This is a genomic window from Curtobacterium sp. PhB170, from assembly GCF_003752345.1.
GTDB lineage: Bacteria > Actinomycetota > Actinomycetes > Actinomycetales > Microbacteriaceae > Curtobacterium.
This window is the reverse complement of record NZ_RJUM01000013.1, coordinates 119,618-140,115: the sequence shown is the minus strand read 5'-3', so window position 1 is coordinate 140,115 and position 20,498 is coordinate 119,618. Positions and strand designations below refer to the sequence as shown.

21 protein-coding genes and 1 tRNA gene are annotated in these 20,498 nt (G+C 66.0%); 7 read left to right on the top strand and 15 right to left on the bottom strand.

Going from position 1 to position 20,498, the window contains the following annotated elements:
- The first annotated feature begins 12 nt into the window (after positions 1 to 12).
- The 5 genes from EDF40_RS16285 (at position 13) to EDF40_RS16265 (ending at position 3,215) form a co-directional block, all read left to right on the top strand.
- Complete coding sequence (locus EDF40_RS16285) at positions 13 to 366, top strand: helix-turn-helix transcriptional regulator (RefSeq protein WP_123340881.1); 354 nt, start codon at positions 13 to 15, stop codon at positions 364 to 366.
- On the top strand, positions 363 to 1,037 hold the full coding sequence (locus EDF40_RS16280) for a cation diffusion facilitator family transporter (protein WP_123340880.1): 675 nt from the start codon (positions 363 to 365) through the stop codon (positions 1,035 to 1,037). Before EDF40_RS16285 ends, EDF40_RS16280 begins: the two co-directional genes overlap by 4 nt.
- A 61-nt stretch (positions 1,038 to 1,098) precedes the next feature.
- The gene (locus EDF40_RS16275) at positions 1,099 to 2,202 is read left to right on the top strand and encodes an epoxide hydrolase family protein (RefSeq protein WP_123340879.1); all 1,104 of its coding nucleotides are present in this window, start codon (positions 1,099 to 1,101) and stop codon (positions 2,200 to 2,202) included.
- A 13-nt stretch (positions 2,203 to 2,215) separates the two neighbouring features.
- Positions 2,216 to 2,287, top strand: a tRNA-Arg gene (locus tag EDF40_RS16270).
- A gap of 613 nt (positions 2,288 to 2,900) precedes the next feature.
- On the top strand, positions 2,901 to 3,215 hold the full coding sequence (locus EDF40_RS16265) for a hypothetical protein (RefSeq protein WP_092091768.1): 315 nt from the start codon (positions 2,901 to 2,903) through the stop codon (positions 3,213 to 3,215).
- 485 nt (positions 3,216 to 3,700) lie between these two features.
- Here EDF40_RS16265 and EDF40_RS16260 read toward each other — a convergent pair whose 3' ends face one another.
- From EDF40_RS16260 to EDF40_RS16250, 3 genes are read right to left on the bottom strand one after another with little or no spacing between them, the layout of a single operon-like run.
- Positions 3,701 to 4,513 (bottom strand): AAA family ATPase, encoded by an 813-nt coding sequence (locus EDF40_RS16260; RefSeq protein WP_123293741.1) that lies wholly within the window; start codon positions 4,511 to 4,513, stop codon positions 3,701 to 3,703.
- On the bottom strand, positions 4,513 to 5,907 hold the full coding sequence (locus EDF40_RS16255; protein ID WP_123293740.1) for a Mu transposase C-terminal domain-containing protein: 1,395 nt from the start codon (positions 5,905 to 5,907) through the stop codon (positions 4,513 to 4,515). Before EDF40_RS16255 ends, EDF40_RS16260 begins: the two co-directional genes overlap by 1 nt.
- 5 nt (positions 5,908 to 5,912) lie before the next feature.
- Positions 5,913 to 6,515, bottom strand: coding sequence for a recombinase family protein (locus EDF40_RS16250; RefSeq protein ID WP_123293853.1), 603 nt, complete (start codon positions 6,513 to 6,515; stop codon positions 5,913 to 5,915).
- 544 nt (positions 6,516 to 7,059) lie between these two features.
- Between EDF40_RS16250 and EDF40_RS16245 the strand changes: the two genes are divergently transcribed.
- Positions 7,060 to 7,788 carry a potassium channel family protein gene (locus tag EDF40_RS16245; protein WP_260213520.1) on the top strand — a complete coding sequence of 243 codons (729 nt, stop codon included), beginning with the start codon at positions 7,060 to 7,062 and terminating at the stop codon, positions 7,786 to 7,788.
- A gap of 34 nt (positions 7,789 to 7,822) precedes the next feature.
- Here the strand turns inward: EDF40_RS16245 and EDF40_RS16240 are convergent, their stop codons facing one another.
- The 5 genes from EDF40_RS16240 to EDF40_RS16220 are packed head-to-tail and all read right to left on the bottom strand — an operon-like array spanning position 7,823 to position 12,975.
- Positions 7,823 to 9,184 (bottom strand): dihydrolipoamide acetyltransferase family protein, encoded by a 1,362-nt coding sequence (locus EDF40_RS16240; RefSeq protein ID WP_123293738.1) that lies wholly within the window; start codon positions 9,182 to 9,184, stop codon positions 7,823 to 7,825.
- Complete coding sequence (locus EDF40_RS16235) at positions 9,181 to 10,197, bottom strand: alpha-ketoacid dehydrogenase subunit beta (RefSeq protein ID WP_123293737.1); 1,017 nt, start codon at positions 10,195 to 10,197, stop codon at positions 9,181 to 9,183. The genes EDF40_RS16240 and EDF40_RS16235 overlap by 4 nt, the downstream gene beginning before the upstream one ends.
- Complete coding sequence (locus EDF40_RS16230; RefSeq protein ID WP_200849223.1) at positions 10,194 to 11,285, bottom strand: thiamine pyrophosphate-dependent enzyme; 1,092 nt, start codon at positions 11,283 to 11,285, stop codon at positions 10,194 to 10,196. The genes EDF40_RS16235 and EDF40_RS16230 overlap by 4 nt, the downstream gene beginning before the upstream one ends.
- Positions 11,282 to 11,878: a uracil-DNA glycosylase family protein gene (locus tag EDF40_RS16225; protein ID WP_159573342.1), complete on the bottom strand. Its 597-nt coding sequence runs from the start codon at positions 11,876 to 11,878 to the stop codon at positions 11,282 to 11,284. Before EDF40_RS16225 ends, EDF40_RS16230 begins: the two co-directional genes overlap by 4 nt.
- Positions 11,879 to 11,910: 32 nt before the next feature.
- Positions 11,911 to 12,975 (bottom strand): TDT family transporter, encoded by a 1,065-nt coding sequence (locus tag EDF40_RS16220; protein WP_235035965.1) that lies wholly within the window; start codon positions 12,973 to 12,975, stop codon positions 11,911 to 11,913.
- 152 nt (positions 12,976 to 13,127) lie between these two features.
- Here EDF40_RS16220 and EDF40_RS16215 point away from each other — a divergent pair, with 152 nt between their 5' ends.
- Complete coding sequence (locus tag EDF40_RS16215) at positions 13,128 to 14,048, top strand: LysR family transcriptional regulator (RefSeq protein ID WP_235035966.1); 921 nt, start codon at positions 13,128 to 13,130, stop codon at positions 14,046 to 14,048.
- A gap of 47 nt (positions 14,049 to 14,095) precedes the next feature.
- On the opposite strand, the gene EDF40_RS16210 is transcribed toward EDF40_RS16215, so the two are convergent.
- From EDF40_RS16210 to EDF40_RS16185, 7 genes are all read right to left on the bottom strand, one after another.
- A complete protein-coding gene (locus EDF40_RS16210; protein WP_123293733.1) occupies positions 14,096 to 14,578 on the bottom strand; it encodes a hypothetical protein in 483 nt (160 codons plus the stop codon).
- A 38-nt stretch (positions 14,579 to 14,616) separates the two neighbouring features.
- Positions 14,617 to 14,865, bottom strand: coding sequence for a hypothetical protein (locus EDF40_RS16205; protein ID WP_123293732.1), 249 nt, complete (start codon positions 14,863 to 14,865; stop codon positions 14,617 to 14,619).
- 71 nt (positions 14,866 to 14,936) lie between these two features.
- Complete coding sequence (ctaD, locus tag EDF40_RS16200) at positions 14,937 to 16,694, bottom strand: cytochrome c oxidase subunit I (RefSeq protein WP_123293731.1); 1,758 nt, start codon at positions 16,692 to 16,694, stop codon at positions 14,937 to 14,939.
- 618 nt (positions 16,695 to 17,312) lie between these two features.
- The gene (locus EDF40_RS16195; RefSeq protein WP_123293730.1) at positions 17,313 to 18,287 is read right to left on the bottom strand and encodes an ABC transporter permease; all 975 of its coding nucleotides are present in this window, start codon (positions 18,285 to 18,287) and stop codon (positions 17,313 to 17,315) included.
- Complete coding sequence (locus EDF40_RS18960) at positions 18,229 to 18,507, bottom strand: hypothetical protein (protein ID WP_131845087.1); 279 nt, start codon at positions 18,505 to 18,507, stop codon at positions 18,229 to 18,231. The genes EDF40_RS16195 and EDF40_RS18960 overlap by 59 nt, the downstream gene beginning before the upstream one ends.
- A gap of 6 nt (positions 18,508 to 18,513) precedes the next feature.
- Positions 18,514 to 19,857 (bottom strand): phosphopyruvate hydratase, encoded by a 1,344-nt coding sequence (gene eno, locus EDF40_RS16190; protein WP_123340877.1) that lies wholly within the window; start codon positions 19,855 to 19,857, stop codon positions 18,514 to 18,516.
- Between the two features lie 136 nt (positions 19,858 to 19,993).
- On the bottom strand, positions 19,994 to 20,479 hold the full coding sequence (locus EDF40_RS16185) for an inorganic diphosphatase (RefSeq protein WP_123293728.1): 486 nt from the start codon (positions 20,477 to 20,479) through the stop codon (positions 19,994 to 19,996).
- Between the last annotated feature and the right edge of the window lie 19 nt (positions 20,480 to 20,498).

Sequence of the window (20,498 nt, the reverse complement as noted above, 5' to 3'; positions counted from 1 at the left end):
TATGGTCAGCGCATGCTGACCATGGCCCCGCGGCTCGACGTCATGCACCGGCTCGGCCGGGCGATGGCGGATCGGACGCGCTCCCGGATCCTGCTCGAGATGCTCGAAGCGCCGGTCTACCCGGGCCGGCTCGCGGCCGAACTGGGGCTCACCCGCTCGAACGTCTCGAACCACCTCGCCTGCCTGCGCGGATGCGGGATCGTCGTCGCGGTGCCCGAGGGGCGCTCCACCCGCTACGAGATCGCCGACCCGCACCTCGGGGCTGCGATCCGCTCGCTCCTCGAGGTCGTGCTCGCCGTCGACGACGGCGACGCGTGCACCGACGAGGACTGCGACGTCCCGCTCTGCTGCGGACCCGGCGCATGACCGACGCGACCGTCCGGGCGGTTCCTGATCGCCGACGGGTGCTGCGGCGACGGATCCGGTGGATCGTCGCCGCGACGATCACGTACAACGTCATCGAGGCGGTCATCGCGATCGCAGCCGGTTCGGTGGCGTCGTCGACCGCCCTGGTCGGCGTCGGACTCGACTCCGTCGTCGAGGTCCTGTCCGCCGCTGCCGTCGCGTGGCAGTTCGCCGGGCCGGACCCCGAGGCGCGGGAGCGCGTCGCGCTCAAGGTCATCGCGGTGTCGTTCTTCGCACTGGCGCTGTACGTCAGCGTCGACGCGGTGCTGACCCTGACCGGGCTGCGCGAGCCGGAGCACAGCACCGTCGGGATCGTGCTGGCGGCGGTCAGCCTGGCTGTGATGCCGTTCCTCAGCCTGCTCGAACGGCGCACCGGCAAGGAACTCGGTTCGGCGTCGGCGATCGCGGACTCCAAGCAGACCCTGGTGTGCAGCTACCTGTCCGCCGCGGTGCTGGTCGGGTTGCTCCTCAACACGCTGTTCGGGTGGTCGTGGGCTGATCCGGTGGCCGGCCTGGTGGTCGTCGTGTTCGCGGTGCGTGAGGGGCTCGAGGCCTGGCGGGGCGATGCCTGCAAGCAGCCCGTCGCCGCCCTGACCGGCGAGCGCGCGGCCGACGCCTGCGACTGCTGCTGACGCGGGCTCGGGTGCGGTGACCCCCGTCCACGTGTCGGTCCCGCTGAGTAGCGTCGCGGGCATGGGTGAGACACCGCAGATCGACGACGCGACCATCGAGGACCTCCGCGCGCGACTACGGGCCACGCGCTGGCCGGACGCACCCGCCGGCACCGGATGGTCGCTCGGGGCGGACGTCGACGAGCTCCGGTCACTCATCGAGTACTGGGCCGACGGCTTCGACTTCGACGCGCACCGAGCGGCGCTCGCCGCACTACCCAGCCGACGGCTGACGATCGACGGCACCCGGATCCACGTGCTGCACGCCCGAGCGGGCACGCCCGACGCGCTGCCGCTCCTGCTCGCGCACGGCTGGCCGGACTCCGGATGGCGGTACCGCAAGGTCCTGCCGATGCTCGTCGAGGCCGGGTTCGACGTGATCGTGCCGGACATGCCCGGCTACGGGTTCTCCGACGCCCCGCCGCAGCCCATCGACGCCCGCGCGGTCGCCGGCATGTGGGCCGAGCTGATGACCGAGCTCGGCTACGAACGCTTCGCGGTCGCCGGCGGGGACATCGGCACCCACGTCGCCCGGTACCTCGCGCTCGACCACGCCGACCGGGTCGTCGCCGTGCACCGCATCGACGGCGGGCTCGCCTGGCCCGGCATCGACCTGGACACGTTGTCGCCGGAGGAACGCGGGTTCGTCGCAGCGACCGCCCGGTGGCGCGACACCGAGGGCGCCTACGCGATGATGCACCGCACCAAGCCGCAGACCGCCGCGGTCGGCCTAAACGACTCACCCGCCGGGCTCGCCGCGTGGATCGTCGAGAAGCTGCGGTCGTGGAGCGACTGCGACGGCGACCTGTGGTCCGTCTACACGCAGGACGAGGTACTCGCGCTGCTGACCGAGTACTGGGCGACCGGCACGATCGGCTCGGCGATGCGGATGTACCACGCGAACGCCGCGATCCCGCCGGAGCAGTCGGCCCGGCGGGTCGAAGTGCCGTCCGGCTTCTCGCTGTTCCCCGGCGACCTGGTGGAGCCGCCACGGGCGTGGCTCGAGCGGACGACGAACCTGGTGTCGTACCGGATGATGCCGCGCGGAGGACACTTCGCGCCGTTCGAGCAACCGGCGCTGTACGTCGACGAGCTCACGACCTTCCTGGAGCCGTTCCGCCGCTAGAGTGGACGGGCCAGCCTCTGTAGCTCAATGGAAGAGCAGTTCCGTCCTAAGGAAACGGTTGGGGGTTCGAGTCCCTCCAGGGGCACTTTGTAGGGCAGTTCTCCACAACTGTCGAGCGACAAGGGTTTTTGTCAGTAGTTCACGCGTTCCGTCAGGGAGATGACCTGCGCTGTTGCAAGACAGCTGGCGGGCGGACAGCCCTGGCCGCGTCCTGTAGAGCGTCCGGTGCTCGTCGCCTCGCGCTCCGTTGGCGTTCGGTCGGCGGCGGCTTCTCGAGCGACGGTGCGGAGGATTCGCTGGCGTGGCGCTGCTGTAGTGCGTCGATGTGGACGGACACCATCACGGTGGCGTTCCACGGCATGTTCTCGAGGTCTGTCGGGCTTCTCGACAAGCCCCGTTGTTGTCGTCCGCCAGCTAACTTGTCCGACTGCCACTTAACGTGTCTGAAATACGGACGTGGACACGATGTTTGGCAGTACGGACGGGCTACCTCGACGGCGGGTCAGCAAGACCTTCGTTCGCCGCTCGGAGTTCGTGTGCCTGCGTGCAGTGCCAAAGGTCTCGGACGACCAAGGTGCGACAGAGGTACGCCTCAGACCAGGGCGACTCGAGTCGGGCGCCTGCGATCGGGGTGACGTCGACGTCGGGGGTCGCGGCTAGTTTGTCCGCACTGCTAGTCAGCCCTGAGGGAGATCCAGATGACGCTCTACTACTTTGACTCGCACGGTCGCTGGATCGCCTTCCGGACGAGCGAGTCCGACATTCATTTGTGGAGCCCTGAAGCAGAGTGGCTCGGCTGGCTGGCGTGGGACAACGACGACGTCTGCGGAGTCGCGGCGATGAACTACCTCGGCACGCTCGTTGGAGACCGACTTCTGAAGAGGACGACTCCACCGTCGTACTACACCCCTTACACCCCCTACACGCCGTACACGCCGTACACGCCCTACTCGCCTTACTCAAAGGCGGAAATGAGCATCCCGTCTGGGTATACGGACGTTGATCTCGGCTGACTCGCCCCCGAGGTCCCCTACCGGCCGCGCTTCGCGTTCGGGAGTGCGAGGGGCCAACAACCAGGTGCCGGCGCAGAGCGGAAAGGTGCCGAGTGCGGTGTTCAAGATCACCTCGAGCACGTCAGATTCGGTCGGTGCGGCAAGCGGCACCGACGGCCGGGCCTTCGCTCACGTTAGGAGAGGTTCAAGCCGTCACGAGGCCAGTGCTCCCGGGGGTAATGATGCGGCGCTCACCGTGCTGACGATATCTCCCGGTGTGGGTAGCTTCGCTTGTCCCGTAGCTGACCTGCCACCGCCGGATCGCCCGGCGACGTGTCCTGATCAGTGCGGACGCACGCGCCTATCGGAAGACGTGACCCGTGTGAAGGATGTAGCGAAACTCGACCAAATAGGGGTCGGAGCGGACGCAGATTTCGGAACTGAGTTTCGCTACGATGTGAGCGGCAGCGCCTCATGGCCCGGTTCGGGCATCGTTCTTTGGCTTGTTAGCTGACGCCAATGACAAGAGTGCTGCGGGCGGCTTCGATGACGTCGTTGGTGATGACGTCGAGTTCGTTGATGCGGAGCACGCGTTGGATCTGCGGGAGGAGTCGTTCAAGGAGGCGGAAGTTACCGCGGGTGATCCGTTCGATGGCGGCGACGGCTTGGGCGTCGGTGAAGTCGTCAGGGTCGAGGGTGTGGCCGAGCTTTCGCCACTGGCGTTCGAGGACGAACAGCAGCTCGTCGTGGCCGAGTGGGCGGTACTGGTGTGCGAAGCCGAGACGGCTGTAGAGCTGCGGGTAGTGCGCGAATTGCTTCTCGATGCCGGGCATCCCGATCAAGATCAGCGCTGTGCCTGTGCGGTCGTACTGATCGCGGAGCCACTCGATCGCGGTGGCGGTAAGCCGTTCCGCTTCGTCGACGATGACGAGCTCGAGCTGGGACGGTGGTTGACCGTGGCGGTAGCTGACGGTGTGACCGATGAGTCGGAGGTGTTCCTCGACGAGGATGTTCGTGTGGCGTAGGTCGTAGTCGAGCTGGTCGCGAAGGGACCGCAGGGAAGCAGCGACCTGCGGCGTGTAGAAGACGGTGCGCGCTCGGTGGGCAGCGGCGTAGACCTTGAGGTCGCTTTCGGATCGAGGACCCCATTGCTTGATGAAGGGTCCGATGAGGTCCCAGTGTGCGTAGCGGCGGGCCGAGAGCGTCTTGCCGACGCCGGCGGCGCCGAAACAGATTCCGATGGTCTGTTGCTTGCGAACGGCGTCGGCGAACTCCGTGAATCGACGGTGTTCCTTGGTGACGACGAACTGGTTGGGCATCACTGGTCCTCCTCGTAGGTACGGAGCCTCCGTCGGCGCTGCTGAGATACGGGCTCGGACGGTGGCTCCTGCGCTGGCGGATGTTCGACGACAGCGATGCGTTCTTGGATCTGTCCGCGGAGCGCTCGGCGGTGCGCGTTTCTCGCGGCCTGGATCTGTTTGAGGGAGACGGTTTCGCTCTGGTGTTCCGGGTTGACTGCGGTGCAGAGGTAGATGTTGCGGTGGAACACGCGGATCTCGGTGATGTCTCGTGGGTCGTAGCGGATCGTCACTGTCGCCCCGACGAACGGTGCCAGTGTTGGTGACGTGTAGCGAAGGCCCTGGAAGCGGATGCCGTCGCGTTGCACGATCCGGGACGCCGGCACGGTCAGGAGAAATCCGTCGAGCTGTTCGAGGGAGTCGGGCATGCGGGCCAGCCAGCCGCCAGCGATCCATGCGTCCACCGGGGACTGTTTCGTTTCCCGGTGAATGCGAGTGTTGTAGCGGCCGATGAACGCCACGACAGCCGCATCGAGGCCAGCGAGGTCGAGGACTGGTGACGGAGCGGGCGTCTTCGTCGTCAGGTGGCCGGGCAGGCCGGTGAGCAGTTCCGTGTTGACGGTGCCAAAGAACCGCTCAATCTTTCCGCGGCCTTGCGGTCGACCGACTGCGGAGTGCACGATCCGAAGGTGCAGTGATCCGGCGGTTGCACTGAGTCGGTGGCTGGTGAAGTCGGACCCGTGGTCGACGTAGAGCACGTTGGGGATGCCGCAGATGGGCCAATCGGGTTGGACCTTGTGCCAGATCGCCTGCCGGAGAGCGAGCGCGGTGTTCGCCGCCGATGGCGCACCGAGGAACACCAGATACCCGCACACCGCTCGGGAGTAGTCGTCGAGGATGACGGTCAGCCAAGGACGAGCCGGCCTCCCGTCCGGGCCGACAATCAGGATGTCGAGCATCGTGTGATCGGCCTGCCAGACCGCGTTCGGCTGGTCCGCTCGACGCCGGAGGAGCAGCTCGTGTTTATCCCGGTACGATGCAGGCCCGTCGAGCGCCAGGGTCACCATCCCTGGGTCGAGAGCGCGCACGATGTTCTGCACGGTCGAGTACGACGGTGCATCGGCGTCGCGGCCAGCGCAGCGCTCGACCAGGCGCCGGTGGATGGTGGCGATCGAAGGTCGTGGCCGGGTCAGGGCCAGTGCCTCAACCAGAGCCACGAGATCCGGCGATGTGCGCCTGACCCCACGATCCAGGCGAACACTGTCGGAGAGCGCGTCGTAGCCGCCTGTTCGGTAGCGGGCGAGCCACCGCGTCAGGGTCCGACGCGGCACACCCGTTGTGCGGACGAGCTCGGCAAGCGGAATCGCGTCATCGACATGCAGTCGAAGGATTCGCCACCGCTCGTCCGCGTCCACGGTCGCTACATCGACGGGGAGGGCTTGGTGCGTCGAGCGGTCATGACCTCGGTGTGCTTCGCGAGCGTGCGGTAAATGGTCGTCCTGCTGACTCCGAGGACGTCTCCGATCTGCGCGACGGTCATGTCCTGCTGCTCGTACAACCGGCGCGCCGTTCGGACTTGGTCAGAGGACAGCCGCGGTGGACGCCCGCCGGTGCGGCCACGGGCGCGAGCCGCAGCAAGGCCGGCATTGGTGCGCTCCTTGATGAGGTCCCGTTCGAACTCCGCCAGGGCCGCGAACACGTGGAAGACGAGGCGGCCGCCGGGCGAGGTGGTGTCAATGGTCTCCTGCAGCGACCGGAATCCGACACCACGGTCCGCGAGGCCGTGCAGCTGGTCGATGAGGTGCCGGATCGAGCGCCCGAGTCGGTCGAGACGCCAGACGACGAGTGTGTCGCCGGGGCGGATCTGGTCGAGGAGCTTGTCGAGTTCTGGTCGGTGCTCGAGTGACCCAGACATGGTGTCGACGAATACGCGGAAGCAGCCGGCAGCGTTCAGCGCATCGACCTGCAATGACGCGTCCTGGTCGGTGGTGGATACACGCGCGTACCCGAGGAGGTGCCCCATGAAGAGAACGTAGCGAAACTCGACCAGGAGGGGTAGAGGCGACACGTAGATTCCGGGACTGAGTTCCGCTACAAGACACGCCGTCTCGCATATTGCCGGAGCGTCGGTTCGGACAGTTGTAGCGGAATGGTTCGTTATCGGCACATAGCTAGATCCGGGCTTTGCAGGGAGCCGCTGCGGGTGGTGCTCTCAACGATGGCGTCCGTTTGCCGGTGACGGGTGTGGCGTTGCCAGGACGGGGATGACGCGGGCGCAAGCGTGGAGGGTGAGGTGTCGCATGACGCTGTCGATGGCCATACCGCCGCTGGCGACCACGGCGCGGAGTTCGGGGAGCATCTCGAGCAGTCCGGCAAGTGAGCGACGGCCGCGCCCGATGTCGTCGGGTCGGACGGGAATCGGTGGTTCCCGCGAGGTGAGGGTTAGGCGCAGGATCTGGCGTCCCAGGAGTCCGGTTTCGGGCGGCCCGCTCGGAGCGGGGGTCGACGTGGTCGCGGGGAGGTCTTCGGTAGGTGCTGGCTGAGGCGAGGGGCAATATCGTGCACATGTGAGGTGGACACAGCAGCGGTGGGAACGGGTAATGCGGTGGCCGCTTGCGATCGCGGCGGGAGCGTTTCTTGCTGCGTATGCGGTGGAGGTGCTCGCCGATCAGCACGGCCGCAGCGCGTTCGTGTCGGATGTTGTGATCAACGTCACGTGGGCGATGTTCGTGGTGGACTACCTCGTGACGCTCCTGTTGGCGCGTCATCGTGGTCGGTGGTTCGTGCACCATCTGGTGGACCTGGCCGCTCTTGCGTTGCCGTTCCTGAGGCCTTTACGGCTGTTGCGGCTCGCGCAGCTGTTCCGAGTCCTGCAGCGGAGCACCGGGGCTGCCGTTCGCGGGCGAGTGATCGTGTACGTGATTGTGACGACAGCTTTGCTGATGTTCGTGTCCGCGTTAGCGATCCTCGATGTGGAACGGCATGCCGACGGCGCGACGATTGTGTCATTCGGGGATGCGCTGTGGTGGGCGTTGGTCACGATCACGACCGTTGGGTACGGTGATCTGACCCCGGTGACCGAGACAGGTCGGTTGATCGCCGCGGGAGTGATGATCAGTGGCATCGCGCTGCTGGGTGTAGTTACCGCGACAATCGCGAGCTGGATCATTGATCAGGTCGGTCGACGTGACGACGAAGCACAGATCGCGACCCGGCGTGAACTACGTGAACTGTCTGCCGAGATCCGGTCGCTGCCGGAGGAGCTGCAGCAACGTCGACCGCCGTCGGGTGAATGATTCCCTGCCACGGTGTCCAGATTGTTCCGTGGCGTCATAGTAAGAGTGAGATCGGGTCTTCAAGGAGGCTGGTGAGCGTCTGTAGGTATTGAGCGGCGAGGGCGCCGTCGATGACGCGATGGTCTGCGGAGAGCGTGAGGCGGATCCTGTGGCGGACGACGAGGTTGCCGTCGTGTACGGCAGCGTCCGCCGTCGCTGCTCCAACGGCGAGGATTGCGCTTTCGGGCGGGTTGATGATGGCGGTGAAGGACTCCGCGCCGAACATGCCGAGGTTACTGACGGTGAACGTGCCGCCGGTCATGTCGGCGGGTTGCAGTTTCCGATCCGCCGCACGGGCGCTGAAGGATCGGCTGGCGGCGCTGATGCTGCTGACGCTTCTGGTGTCGGCATGTGTCATGACCGGGACAACGAGGCCGGCCGGCGCGGCCATCGCGATCCCGATGTTCACTGCAGTGTGCTGCGTGATCGCAGGATCCGGGTCGTCTTGGTAGGAGACGTTGATGGCCGGGTGCGCGGCCAGGGCGAGGGCTGCGGCCTTGACGATGAAGTCGTTGAGGCTGACTTTCGCGGTGTCTTGTCTGATCCGTGATGCGTTCACCATGGTGCGCAGATCAATGAGGGCGTCAGCGTCGGCGACGGCGGTGACGGTGAAGTGCGGGATGGTGCGGGCGCTCTCGGTGAGTCGGCGAGCGATCACCTTCCGCGTCCCGGTCATCGGCGTCGTCACGTCCGCGTCGGTGTCTTGCTGATGGTGTGTGGAGGCGCTGCCAGGCACGGGGAGCGTTGCCGTCGACGGGACATCGTGCTCTAAAGCTGCAGCACTCTGGTCCGCGTCGATGATGGCTTCGACATCAGCCCTGACAAGGCGGCCGCCGGGGCCCGATCCGTGAACGGTGGCGATGTCGACGTGGTGTTCGCGAGCGAGTTTGCGTGCCAGTGGGGACGCGAACGCGATGTGCTCTGCCGGCGCGGGTATGCCTTCGGAGCGTTCACGCTGTTGCGGCTCCACGGGGGGATCTTCCGATGTGCGTGCGGGGTGGTCGTGCTCGGATGATGTGTCGAACGCGGGAGCGGGGACGAACGTTGGAGTGGTCGGCGATGTGTGCTCATCGGCGGGCGAGTCCGCGCGTTGGCCATCCGCCGGGCTGAGCGCGGGGCCGGAACCGTCGTCGAGCGTCGCGATGGGAGTCCCTATCGCAACGTTCTCTCCTTCGGGAACGAGGATCTCCGTCAAGGTGCCAGCGTCGTAGGCTTCGTATTCCATGGTGGCTTTGTCGGTTTCGATCTCGACGAGGATGTCGCCGACTTCGACGATGTCGCCGGGGTGCTTGTGCCAGGCGGAGATGGCGCCTTCTTCCATCGTGTCCGACAGCCGCGGCATGGTGATCTGGATCATCGGGACGTTCCGTTCCGGTCGGAGGCGCGCCAGCCGACCGCGTGGAGGGTTTCGTGGACGGCGGTAATCGCGTCCTCGAGCGCGGGAAGGGCCACCGTTTCGAGGGGCTTGGCGTATGGCAGGGGAACTTCGGCCATCGCGACGCGGCGGACTGGTGCGTCGAGGTCGTCGAAGGCGCCGTCGGAGATCGACGCGGCAAGCTCCGCGCCGATGCCGTAAGTGAGCCAGTCGTCTTCAAGGACGACCGCGGCGTGGGTCTTCCGCACGGAACGGATCACGGTCTCGCGATCGAGTGGGCGGAGGCTTCGCAGGTCGATGACTTCGGCGTCGATGCCGTCCTCGGCGAGCCGTGTTGCTGCTTGCCGCGCCAGGTGCGCGGTGCGTGAGTAGCCGATGAGCGTGACGTCAGACCCGACGCGGCTGACAGCGGCGCGACCAATTTCGACGTCGTCGACGTCATCGGGTACGTCGTCCTTGATGTTGTAGAGGGCGAGGTTCTCGAGGAACAGCACCGGGTCGTCGTCCCGGATCGACGCACGCAGGAGCGTACGTGCGTCCGCTGGGGTGGACGGTGCGACGACTTTCATACCGGGTACGAACGCGTAGTACAGCTCCACGTTCTGCGAGTGCGTTGCACCGAGCTGTTGACCGCCGCCACCTGGTGTGCGGATCACTAGCGGTACGCGGCTCTGCCCGCCGAACATGCCGTAGATCTTCGCGGCGTGGTTGACGATCTGATCGAGTGCGAGGAGGGAGAAGTTGATGGTCATGATCTCCACCACCGGTCGCAGTCCGAGCATCGCGGCACCGATCGCGGCACCGGTGAACCCTTCTTCCGCGATTGGGGTGTCGCGGACACGGCGTGGCCCGAACTCCTCGAGCAGCCCCTGAGTGATTTTGTACGACCCTTCGAATATCCCGATCTCTTCGCCGAGCAGGAGCACGTTCTCGTCCGCGAGGAGTTCCTCGCGGAGCGTCATCCGGAGCGCGTCCCGGTAGCTCATCACAGTCATCGGGTCTGCTCCTGACTTGTCGTGGCGGGATAGTTCGTGTCAGTGGGCGGTGGGAACAGCGGCTGTGCAGGGAGCCGGCGCGTGTCGTTCGGGACCGGTGTGGCGTAGGTGTAGTCGAACAGGGTGCTGGGGTCCGGGTGGGCGCTGTTCGCGGCGTAGTCCGCTGCCGCGGTGGCTGCAGCGATGGCGGCGGCGTCCATGGCGGCGGCGGCATCGTCGTCGATGATCTCTGCGGCGATCAGCGCCGCCCGGTAGGCGGCGACCGGGTCGTGCTCGCGGAGCGCTTCCGTTTCGCTGTCGGTGCGGTACTTCGCCGGGTCCACCACCGAATGGCCTTTCAAGCGTTCGGTGGTGAGTTCCAGCAGGAACGGCTCATTTCGACGCGCTGACGCGAGTGCGCGGGTCATCGCTTGCTGCACGGTGACCGGGTGCAGCCCGTCGGCGCGTTCGGCGGCCATCCGGTAGGAGGCAGCGCGCTTGTACAGTTTCGGTTCCGCGGAGGCGTGTTCGACGGTCGTGCCCATCCCGAGCTGGTTGTTGATGATGACGTACACGATCGGCAGATGCCACAGCGCGGCGAGGTTCAACGACTCGTGGAACGCGCCGATGTTCGTCGTCCCGTCTCCGAGCGTGCACACCACGACCTCGTCGCCGCCGCGGTAGTCGATCGCGAGGGCTGCCCCGGTGGCGAGCGGGATTTGCCCGCCGACGATCCCATAGCCGCCGAGGAGCCTCGCGGTGAGGTCGAACATGTGCATGGAGCCGCCCCAACCACTGGAAACCCCGTCGACGCGGCCGTACAACTCCGCCATCACCCGGTTCGGGTCGATTCCGCGGCCGATCGCGTACCCGTGCTCCCGGTAGTTGGTGAACAGGTAATCCATCGGCTGCATCGCGGTCGTGATCCCGGCGACCGCAGCCTCCTCGCCGAGATTCAGGTGGCAGTATCCACCGATCAGGGCTTGCGTGTAGGCGCGGGCGGCGCGTTCCTCGAACCGCCGCACTCGGAGCATCAAGGACAGCAGCTCAGCTTGTTGCTCTTCGGGGATGTTGTCGGGCTCTTGCGTCGGCGTTGTGCGGGAGGTCATAACGGTCTGCTGCTCCTTTGCGCAATTGCCCATCCGACCCGTAACGCATTCACGGCGCGGAGGTGTTGTTCGGCCCGGTGCCGACCGTTGGCCGGTGAGGGGTGTGGCGCGGCGATCACCGGTAGCACAGTCGGGGCGTCTGTCATGGTGAGGTACCGCATGACGCCGTCCAGCGCCGTGGCTCCGAAGGTGACGATCGCGGCCAGTTGCGGAAGCGAGGCAAGGAGCGTCGACAGCGCGGGGATGCTTTCCACCAGATCTGCTCGCGTGGGTCTTCTCGCGAGTTCCCACGGCACGATATTCCACCGCAGGTACGCCGTACGCGGCAGCCCAGATTCCGCACGCGCGCGCCTGAACGCAGCCACTGTCGGGCCGGGATTGTCCTCGCTGCAGATCGCACCCGCGCCGACCGCGATCGTGGCGGGACCGGGCGATTCCATCAGCACCAGGACCTGGGATTCGACCCCACCGGAGTGAGCGTCGAAGCCCGGCACGAATCGCCTGGTCCCATCCGGTGCGAGCCGCCACATCTCCGCCAACCCGTTCAGCGACCGAACATCCGCCGGTGCGAACGTCCGACCGGTGTCGCGCACAGCGGCGGCAGCATCACGTGGTGATCGCCGCATCAAGCTGGCTTCGGGGGCGCGAGGAGGGTGCCGCGGATGACGGAGCCGTGGAAGGTGCGGACGGCAACAGTGATCCACGCGGCGACGAGGCCGGCGTAGTACAGGACGGCGAGGCCAGCGACGACGGTGAGTCCGGAGTGCAGGGCCAGGCCGTTCAGGCCGGTGACGCAGGTGCCGACGGGGAACGTGAACGACCACCAGGTCAGGCTGAACGGGAGGTGCTGCTTCGCGGTGCGGATGGTGATGGCGAGGGCGATGACGGTCCACAGCAGCGCGAAGCCGAGCATCGCGAACCCGTACACCAGCGCCACGACCAGCAGGGCATGCGCGGTACTCGCATCGACAACGGTGGGGGCGTTCGAGGCGAGGAGGTTCACGGCGGTGATCGACTGCCCGACCGGCCCGAGGACGATCCACAGAGTCGGGACCATGCCGGCGGCGCCGACCTTGTGCTGCGCGAGACGGTTCCAGATCAGGGTGATCACGACCAGGGACGTGATGAGGCTGAGGCCGAAGAAGCCGTAGCAGGCCCACAGCAGCGTCTCCCGTGCCTGTCCGGCGGGGGCGTAGGACAGGAGGAGCGCTCCGGTGGAGGCGGACACCATCGGCGGGACGATCGGCATCAGCCAACCGCCGAACGCGGAGTCGGGTTTGTTCTCGTGGCGGGTGAACGCCAGGTACGGCACGAGCACTGCCGTGAGCAGTCCTCCGATGGTGCCGATGGTCCAGAGGACCCAGTCGATGGTGACGGCGGCGGGGAGGCCGATCCAGTCCTTGCCGAGCAGGATCGTGCCTGCACCGACGGTGAGAAACGCCATTGGCGGGGCGCCGTAGAAGTGCGAGATGACCGGGTGCAGGTGGTGCTTCGCCGCGGTGTCCCGGTAGCGCACCCAATGCAGGACCGTCGCGATGGTGAGGGCGATGAGCAGGATCGCAGCGATTGCCCACACCACCGTCGCGCCGGTGCGCAGCCCTGGGAACTGCAGCGGGAGTGATGCAGCGGCGACGGCGACGATGCCGGTGCCCATGATGGATGCGAACCAGTTCGGAGTCAGGTTCGACACGATATGCCCTGGCCGATCGAGCTCTCGGAACACCGTGCGCCGCTTTGGGGCACCGTGCCGCTTGGTCGTGCTGGGTGCCGGTGCGGTCTGGGTGGTCATGCAGGCAGTCTGACCCCGACCTCGGGCGGGGTGGAACCACGAACTGTTTCGGGGTGGCACAATCATGGTTTGTGAAACGTCGTGTGACGGACCGGAAGCTGGATCTCGACACGTTGGACGTGCTGCAGCGTGTCTCGGAGTCGGGCTCGTTGTCGATGGCTGCGAGCCAGTTGGGCATCACTCAACAGGCGGTGTCAGCGCGGATTGCGGCGGCGGAGCGGATGGTCGGGGTGCAGCTGGTGGTGCGTTCCTCGTCGGGTTCGTGGCTCACCGATGCTGGGGCGACGGTGATGGAGCTTGCCGCACCGGTGTTGGATGCGGCAGCACGATTGGAGGCAGGTGTGCATGCACTGCGGCTGCCATCGGGCACGATCACGGTTGCCGCGTCGCAAACGATCGCGGAGTTGATGTTGCCGGAGTGGTTGTTGCGCTCCCGTCGTGCGGCGCCGGAGATCAGTGTGCGCATGTTGGCGGGGAACAGCACCGACGTGATCGGGTACGTCCGCACCGGCGCCGCTGACATCGGGTTCGTTGAGGGGCCACACACGCCGGTGGATCTTCATGCGATGCCGGTTGCGGACGATGAGCTCACGGTGGTCGTTGCGGCAGAGCATCCATGGGCGTCAGCGGCGTCTGTGACGGCGGCGGATGTCGCCGCGACACCGCTGCTGGTGCGCGAGCAGGGATCGGGCACGCGCGCTGTCGTGGAAGGGTGGTTGCGTGACCAGGGGTTGACGATGGTGGAACCGGCGGCGCAGCTTGATACCACCGCGGTGATTCGCGCGAACGTTCGCTCAGGCGTGGCGCCGGCGGTGATGAGTGTCCGTTCGGTACGTGCGGATGTCGACGCTGGGGTCCTCGTGCGGGTCCCGGTCGATGGCCCATCACCGCTTCGGCGGTTTACCGCGATCTGGTCGACGCCGCCATCAGCCGCGACCGCGGCGTTCCTGCACACCGCAACCCACCCGGTGTAGTCGTCTGCTGGCGAACCGGAGCTGGCGGCCACGGCTTCGCGGGGTTGTCATATTGCGCACGCGTCGTTCCATTCACGGAATGGTGTGTTGGGGTTGGAAACGTCGATGATGGCGTTCGCTGCGGATCGCGGTTCGTCTCGTTGCGTGAACGCCTGCGCGGCTCCGACATCACGGATGGGCGCGCGGACAATGCCGGTACTGGCCCAGATCGTCCAGTCCCAGAGCCCTCGAGCGGGCACTTGCAACAGTCCCCATCCGGTCACGATGAGCACGTCCGCTCCTACCGGGTCGCTGCGGAAGGGAATCGCCACATCCGCTCGTGCTCCCATCGCGGTGATGACCGAAGTGATCGTCTCGTGTTGCACGGCGTAGCCAGCTGCAGTGACCGCGTCACCGAGCGCCGTCGCAACCGCGTGCACGGCGTCGACGGAATCACCATCGACCGCGATGATCGATCGCCGGCCGGCGTACTGCGTGCTCCACTGATGCACCACGTCGCGGTACACGCTGGCGATGGTGTGGGGGGTCATTGGTGCTCCCTTATGTGGCGGCGGGTGTCGGGGACGGATCAAACGGCATGCAGCAGCGGAACGAACAGTGCTGCGGCAGCGATCAAGACGACGAGGGAGACGCCGGTGAGCAGCAGCCGCTTCTGCCGGCGGGGTTGCCCATCTGGTGCGTCGCCCCACACGCTCGCCCGGACGGTGATCTGGTGCGCATCGCCGACCAGACGGCGGATCGTCGGATCGGACAGGTCCAACAGTCCGTTGCGGGCATTGGCCGAGATCTGCGCAGCTTCCCGCATGCTCATCGACATCCGCGACACGCTCCGATCACGTTCCGCGTCGTTGGCACTGAATCGTCTGCGAGACCGACTCGTCCGTTGCATCAGAACGTCTGCCCGTTCTCGTCGCCAACCTGCTTGACAGAATTGCCATGCACCACGGGGCCATCCGGAGCATCTGTGAATGGGCCGCGCCCGATCGGGATGCCAGCCTCAGGGTGATTCAGGTCGAACGCCGGGGACTCCGACCGGATCCTGGGGATCGAGGTGAAGTTGTGTCGCGGTACCGGACACTGGGTTGCCCACTCGAGGGAGCGACCGTACCCCCATGGGTCATTGACCTGCACCTTGGGTGCCTTCCGAGCCGTGATGTAGATATTGAACAGGAATGGCAGGAATGAGATCCCGAGCAGTATCGACCCGATCGTGGAGACCTGGTTCAGCCAGGTGAACCCGTCCTGCGGCAAGTAGGTCGCGTAACGGCGGGGCATGCCGATCACGCCGAGCCAGTGCTGCACGAGGAACGTGGTGTGGAACCCGAGGAACAGTAACCAGAAGTGGATCTTGCCGAGCCGTTCGTTGAGCATCTTCCCGGTCCACTTCGGCCACCAGAAGTAGAAACCGCCGAACATTGCAAACACGACGGTGCCGAACACGACGTAGTGGAAGTGGGCGACGACGAAGTAGCTGTCGGAGAGGTGGAAGTCCAACGGCGGAGACGACAGGATCACGCCGGTAAGGCCACCAAAGGTGAAGGTAATGAGAAACCCGACAGCCCAGAGCATCGGTGTTTCGAATGTCACCGAGCCGCGCCACATGGTGCCGATCCAGTTGAAGATCTTCACCCCGGTCGGGACTGCGATCAGCATCGTCATCAGTGAGAAGAACGGCAGCAGGACGCTGCCGGTGACGTACATGTGGTGTGCCCACACGGTCACCGACAAGGCTCCGATAGAGATGGTGGCGTAAATCAGTGTCTTGTAGCCGAAAATCGGCTTTCGGCTGAACACGGGCATGATCTCGGAGATGATGCCGAAGAACGGCAACGCGATGATGTACACCTCGGGGTGCCCGAAGAACCAGAACATGTGCTGCCACAGCAGCGCTCCACCGTTGGCGGGATTGAAGATCTGCGCGTCGAAGACACGGTCGAGGCCGAGGCCGAAGAGGGCAGCGGCCAATACCGGGAACGCGATCAGTACCAGCAGCGCAGTTACCAGGACGGTCCAGGAGAAGATCGACATGCGGAACATCGTCATGCCGGGGGCACGCATGCAGATGATGGTGGTGATGAAGTTGACCGACCCGAGGATTGATGCGAATCCGACGAGGATGAGCCCGAACACCCACAGGGTGCCACCGAGGCCTGGCGTGAAGGTCGTGTCCGACAGTGGCGCGTACGCGGTCCACCCGAACGATGCTGCACCCTGCGGAGTCAGGAAACCGCCCACAGTGATGAGGCCGCCGAACAGGTAGATCCAGTACGAAAAGGCGTTCAGTCGGGGAAACGCGACATCCGGCGCGCCGAGGTGCAGCGGCATGATCGCGTTCGCAAAACCCGAGAACAACGGTGTCGCGAACAGCAGCAGCATGATCGTGCCGTGCATGGTGAACAGTTGGTTGTACTGCTCCTTTGTCGCCACGATTTGGAGGCCCGGTTCGAACAGTTGCGCGCGGATCACGAGGGCCATGACGCCGGCGAGGAGGAAGAACATGAATGAGGTCATCATGTATAGGTAGCCGATGACTTTGTGGTCGGTGGAGGTGATCCACCGGACAATGATGTTTCCTTTTGCGCCGGTCCGGGGCGCATCGAACACGGGCACCCCGGTGTCGGTGGTGCGCGGGGTTGTGGCGGTCATGAGCTGCCTTTCGACATGCAGTGCAGAGACTGGTTGGGCGAATTCTGCCGGCTCGCTGGGGTCACACGAATAGGACGGCAGCGATCAGGCACGCACTGGGGCTGGCATGAGCCCAGCAGCGCTAGCAGGCTGGCGGTGACGCACCCGGGTCGTGGCATGTGACTGCACCACCTGCTCAGCTTCGGTGACGACGTCGGCGACTGCCTGGTCGTGCATGTCGAATGCATCCGTCGCGACGTAACACCGGCTGCGAGCCGTTCCGTTGAGCGGTCCACCCGAACGTTGATTGGGGCGCATCAGCATGGCTCTCCTGTTCGTGGAAGCGTTCCTGCCGATCTTCCTCGCCGCTCGGGCGGTCGGCAACGGAGATTCGGTTGTGACCACACAACGGCGTGTTGTGTGCGGCGGCGGTTGCGACGCGCAGCGGGCGACTTCCATGCCACCGAGCATCATCGGCACGGTGCACTGGTCGGCACGGTGCACTGGTCCGTGTCGTGGTGTCAGCTCGGCGGAACCGGGCCGGGGTTCACTCGAGCGAACCTGCGTCGGGAGGAAGGGGCGGCGGCGGACTGAGTTTCCTCTGTGCCGGCTGCCGGTGCCGCGCGGGATTTCCGGGTGTCAGCGTGGTCGCGTGGGGCGGGTTGCAACGGGAGCGAGCCAGGCGGTGAGTGCGGTGGCCACGATGCTGCCAGCGCCGATGATGACGGCGAGGACGACGATCTGGAATCGTCCGGCCTCGATGGGCGAAACCCCACCGAAGACCGCGCCGACGAACGCTCCGGGAAGCGTGACCAGCCCGGTCGTTTTCGTCTGGTCCACTGTTGGCACCAATGCTGCGCCGATCGCTCGGCGGACCTGGTCGACGGTGGCCTGCCGTGGCTGCGCTCCAAGGGCGAGCCACCCTTCGACTTCGTCCCATCGGTCATCGACGAGTTCGACGAATCGCCTTCCGGATAAGGTCGAGATCGTCATTGTGTTCCCGATCACGATGCCTCCGATCGCGAGAACGTATCGCGGGGTGAGCGCGATGGCCCCGGTTCCGAAGACGAGTACGCCGGCGACCATGATTCCTGCAGCCATGCACGTCGCGACTGGGACAATGCGAGCGCGGAGCGTGCCGAGCCGTCGAGCTGAGGTAATGGCCGCGACCGTGAACATCACCAAGAGCGCGATGGTGATCAGCGCCGGCGAGCGGATGATCCCTGTCAGCAGCACGCTGATCGCAGCCAACTGCAACACCCCCCGCCCAACTGCGAATGCTGGAGCCCACGGTGAGGGTGCGCGCACTGCCAGCAACACCGCCGCCGTAACACCGACGAGAGTGACCACGCCGACGAGAGTGCGGACGGCTTCATCGGAATTGATCAACTCGCTCCTTCCACCGGCGGCCGCCACGCGCTCAGGTTGCAGGCGTACCCAGATCGGGAAGAAAAGAAGGTGTGTCCGGCCAAGGCGCGCGTCCCCTTGCCCTCGGGCAGGACCGCCCGCCTGAGCATCGTTGATTCGGTCCGCCGGATCGCCGGGAGCATGCCGACTATTGGTCACCGCCCTGTCTGCCAAAGTCGACGAGAAAGATGAAGATGCGTTGCCCATCACGCATCTCGTGCGTCATCTCCCGGATCGTACCGATCTGACCATCGCGCGTGAGCGCCTGCTGCAGCGCCGGGACCTGCACAAGATGGTTCACGTCTACGTCGAACCACTCCACATGGTGCGCGTCAACATCGGATGCCATCCAGTCATCTGCTGGTGCGCTTCGGTCCCACCCGTACTGATGCGTCTCCACTGGAGACCATTTCACGATGCGCTGCATTGTCGCTCACCGCTGCCCGATCAAGCCGTAGGGCAGTCCCGGGTGCTGCTCGGCGATTTCGGTGAGCCGGTTGTACTTTGCGACCCGTTCCCCGCGGGCGGGTGCGCCCGACTTGATCTGCCCAGTACCGGTTCCGACGACGAGGTCGGCGATGAACGTGTCCGTGGTCTCCCCGGAACGGTGGGAGACCATGCTGGCCATCCCGATGCTGGTGGCGGTGGCGATCGCACCGAGGGTCTGGGAGACCGTACCGATCTGGTTCGGCTTGATCAGTGCCGCGTTCGTCAGGTGTTGCTCGCCGCCGTCGCGGATGCGCTGGGGGTCGGTGACGTAGAGGTCGTCGCCGACGGTCTGGATCCGGTCACCGAGCGCCGCTTGCATGCGGCGGAACCCCTCATGGTCGTCCTCAGCGAACCCGTCTTCGATGCTGCGGATCGGGTACGTGTCGATGAGCTGCCGGTAGTAGTCGACCAGCCCGTCCCGGTCGAGGCTGTCGTCGAGCATCCGGTACGAGCCGTCTCCGAGGGAGAACTCGTTCGCGGCCGGATCGAGGGCGATCGCCACCTGGTCGACGCCCGGCTCGTAGCCTGCGGCGCGGATCGCGGTGACCAGCAGGTCGAGCGCTTCCTCGGGTGCAGCGATCGATGGTGCGAAGCCGCCCTCGTCGCCGAGGCCGAGGCTACCGAACCGGTCCCGTACCAGGCCCGCGAGGGCGTGGTAGACGTCCGCGCCGATGCGGACAGCGTCGGCCATCGTTGAGGCGTTGACGGGGGCGATCATGAACTCCTGGAAGTCCAGCTTGTTCGCTGCGTGCGCGCCGCCGTTGAGGACGTTGAAGTGCGGGACCGGCATCCGCGGCGTCGAGCCGGTGATCTCGGCGATCCACTGCCAGAGTGGGAGGTCCGCGGCGTGTGCGAGGGCCCGGGAGGCGGCGATGGAGGTTGCGACGACGCTGTTCGCGCCGAGCCGGCGGTACCCGGTGGTGCCGTCGAGTTCGGCGAGGGCGGCGTCGACCTGTCCGATCGCGGACCAGGACCGGCCGGTGAGCAGGCCCGCGATGTCGGTGTTGATCAGGTGGAGCGCCTGGGTGATGTCGCGGCCACCGAACGCTGTTCCGCCGTCGCGGAGCTCGACGGCTTCGTGGGCGCCGGTGGATGCGCCCGCGGGGGCGTCGCCGGTGACGGTGCGGCCGTCGTCGAGTTCGAGCAGGACGCGGACGGTCGGGTAGCCGCGGGAGTCGAGGATGCGGGTGCCGTGGACGGCGTCGATGGTGACGGGGTGGTCGCGGTGGGTGACGTACTCGCCCTGGTGGGCTCCGTGGTGGTGGATGCCGCTGATGTAGTCGTTCATGGTGACGCTCCTTCTGGTCGGGTCATGCGTCGTGGTCGTGCGGATGGAAGGGAAAGCCGCGGGGAGGCGGAGGGGACGACCTGCTGGCGATCACTCAGCGCCAGTGCCTCCCCGCGGCGGTCAAGGGGCCCGTGGATCACGGGTGTCGGGTGTGGGCTTCCTGTGCGGTGCGGATGACGGCTTCGGCAGCAGGACGGTTGGCCCACCCGTTGGTGGTGACGTGCTTGCCGTGTTCGATCTCCTTGTAGTGGGAGAAGAAGTGCTCGATCTCGATGAGGGTGTGCTCCGGGACGTCGCTGATGTCCTGCAGGTCTTCGAACCGGTCGTCGCCGGCGGGGACGGCGAGGATCTTGTCGTCGCCGCCGTTCTCGTCGACCATGCGGAGCATCCCGATCGGCCGGACCGTGATGACGACGCCCGGGAACGTCGGTCGGGGCAGCAGCACGAGCGCGTCGAGGGGGTCGCCGTCATCGCCGAGCGTGTCATCGATGGAGCCGTAGTCCTGGGGGAACACCATGCTGGTGAACACGGCCCGGTCGAGCCGGATCCGGCCGGTGGTGTGGTCGACTTCGTACTTGTTGCCGCTGCCGCGGGGAACTTCGATCGTGACGTCGAACAGCATGGGAAGGCCCGTTCCAGGA

Bases quoted from the DNA above. Each gene is read 5' to 3' on its own strand.
- EDF40_RS16285 (WP_123340881.1), top strand. From the start codon at position 13: ATGCTGACCATGGCCCCGCGGCTCGACGTCATGCACCGGCTCGGCCGG.
- eno (WP_123340877.1), bottom strand. From the start codon at position 19,857: ATGAACGACTACATCAGCGGCATCCACCACCACGGAGCCCACCAGGGC.
- EDF40_RS16210 (WP_123293733.1), bottom strand. From the start codon at position 14,578: ATGACCCCCCACACCATCGCCAGCGTGTACCGCGACGTGGTGCATCAG.
- EDF40_RS16275 (WP_123340879.1), top strand. From the start codon at position 1,099: ATGGGTGAGACACCGCAGATCGACGACGCGACCATCGAGGACCTCCGC.
- EDF40_RS18960 (WP_131845087.1), bottom strand. From the start codon at position 18,507: ATGCAGCGCATCGTGAAATGGTCTCCAGTGGAGACGCATCAGTACGGG.
- EDF40_RS16265 (WP_092091768.1), top strand. From the start codon at position 2,901: ATGACGCTCTACTACTTTGACTCGCACGGTCGCTGGATCGCCTTCCGG.
- EDF40_RS16235 (WP_123293737.1), bottom strand. From the start codon at position 10,197: ATGACTGTGATGAGCTACCGGGACGCGCTCCGGATGACGCTCCGCGAG.
- EDF40_RS16280 (WP_123340880.1), top strand. From the start codon at position 363: ATGACCGACGCGACCGTCCGGGCGGTTCCTGATCGCCGACGGGTGCTG.
- EDF40_RS16195 (WP_123293730.1), bottom strand. From the start codon at position 18,287: ATGGGCAACGCATCTTCATCTTTCTCGTCGACTTTGGCAGACAGGGCG.
- EDF40_RS16205 (WP_123293732.1), bottom strand. From the start codon at position 14,865: ATGTCGATGAGCATGCGGGAAGCTGCGCAGATCTCGGCCAATGCCCGC.
- EDF40_RS16240 (WP_123293738.1), bottom strand. From the start codon at position 9,184: ATGATCCAGATCACCATGCCGCGGCTGTCGGACACGATGGAAGAAGGC.
- EDF40_RS16230 (WP_200849223.1), bottom strand. From the start codon at position 11,285: ATGACCTCCCGCACAACGCCGACGCAAGAGCCCGACAACATCCCCGAA.
- EDF40_RS16260 (WP_123293741.1), bottom strand. From the start codon at position 4,513: ATGCCCAACCAGTTCGTCGTCACCAAGGAACACCGTCGATTCACGGAG.
- ctaD (WP_123293731.1), bottom strand. From the start codon at position 16,694: ATGACCGCCACAACCCCGCGCACCACCGACACCGGGGTGCCCGTGTTC.
- EDF40_RS16185 (WP_123293728.1), bottom strand. From the start codon at position 20,479: ATGCTGTTCGACGTCACGATCGAAGTTCCCCGCGGCAGCGGCAACAAG.
- EDF40_RS16250 (WP_123293853.1), bottom strand. From the start codon at position 6,515: ATGGGGCACCTCCTCGGGTACGCGCGTGTATCCACCACCGACCAGGAC.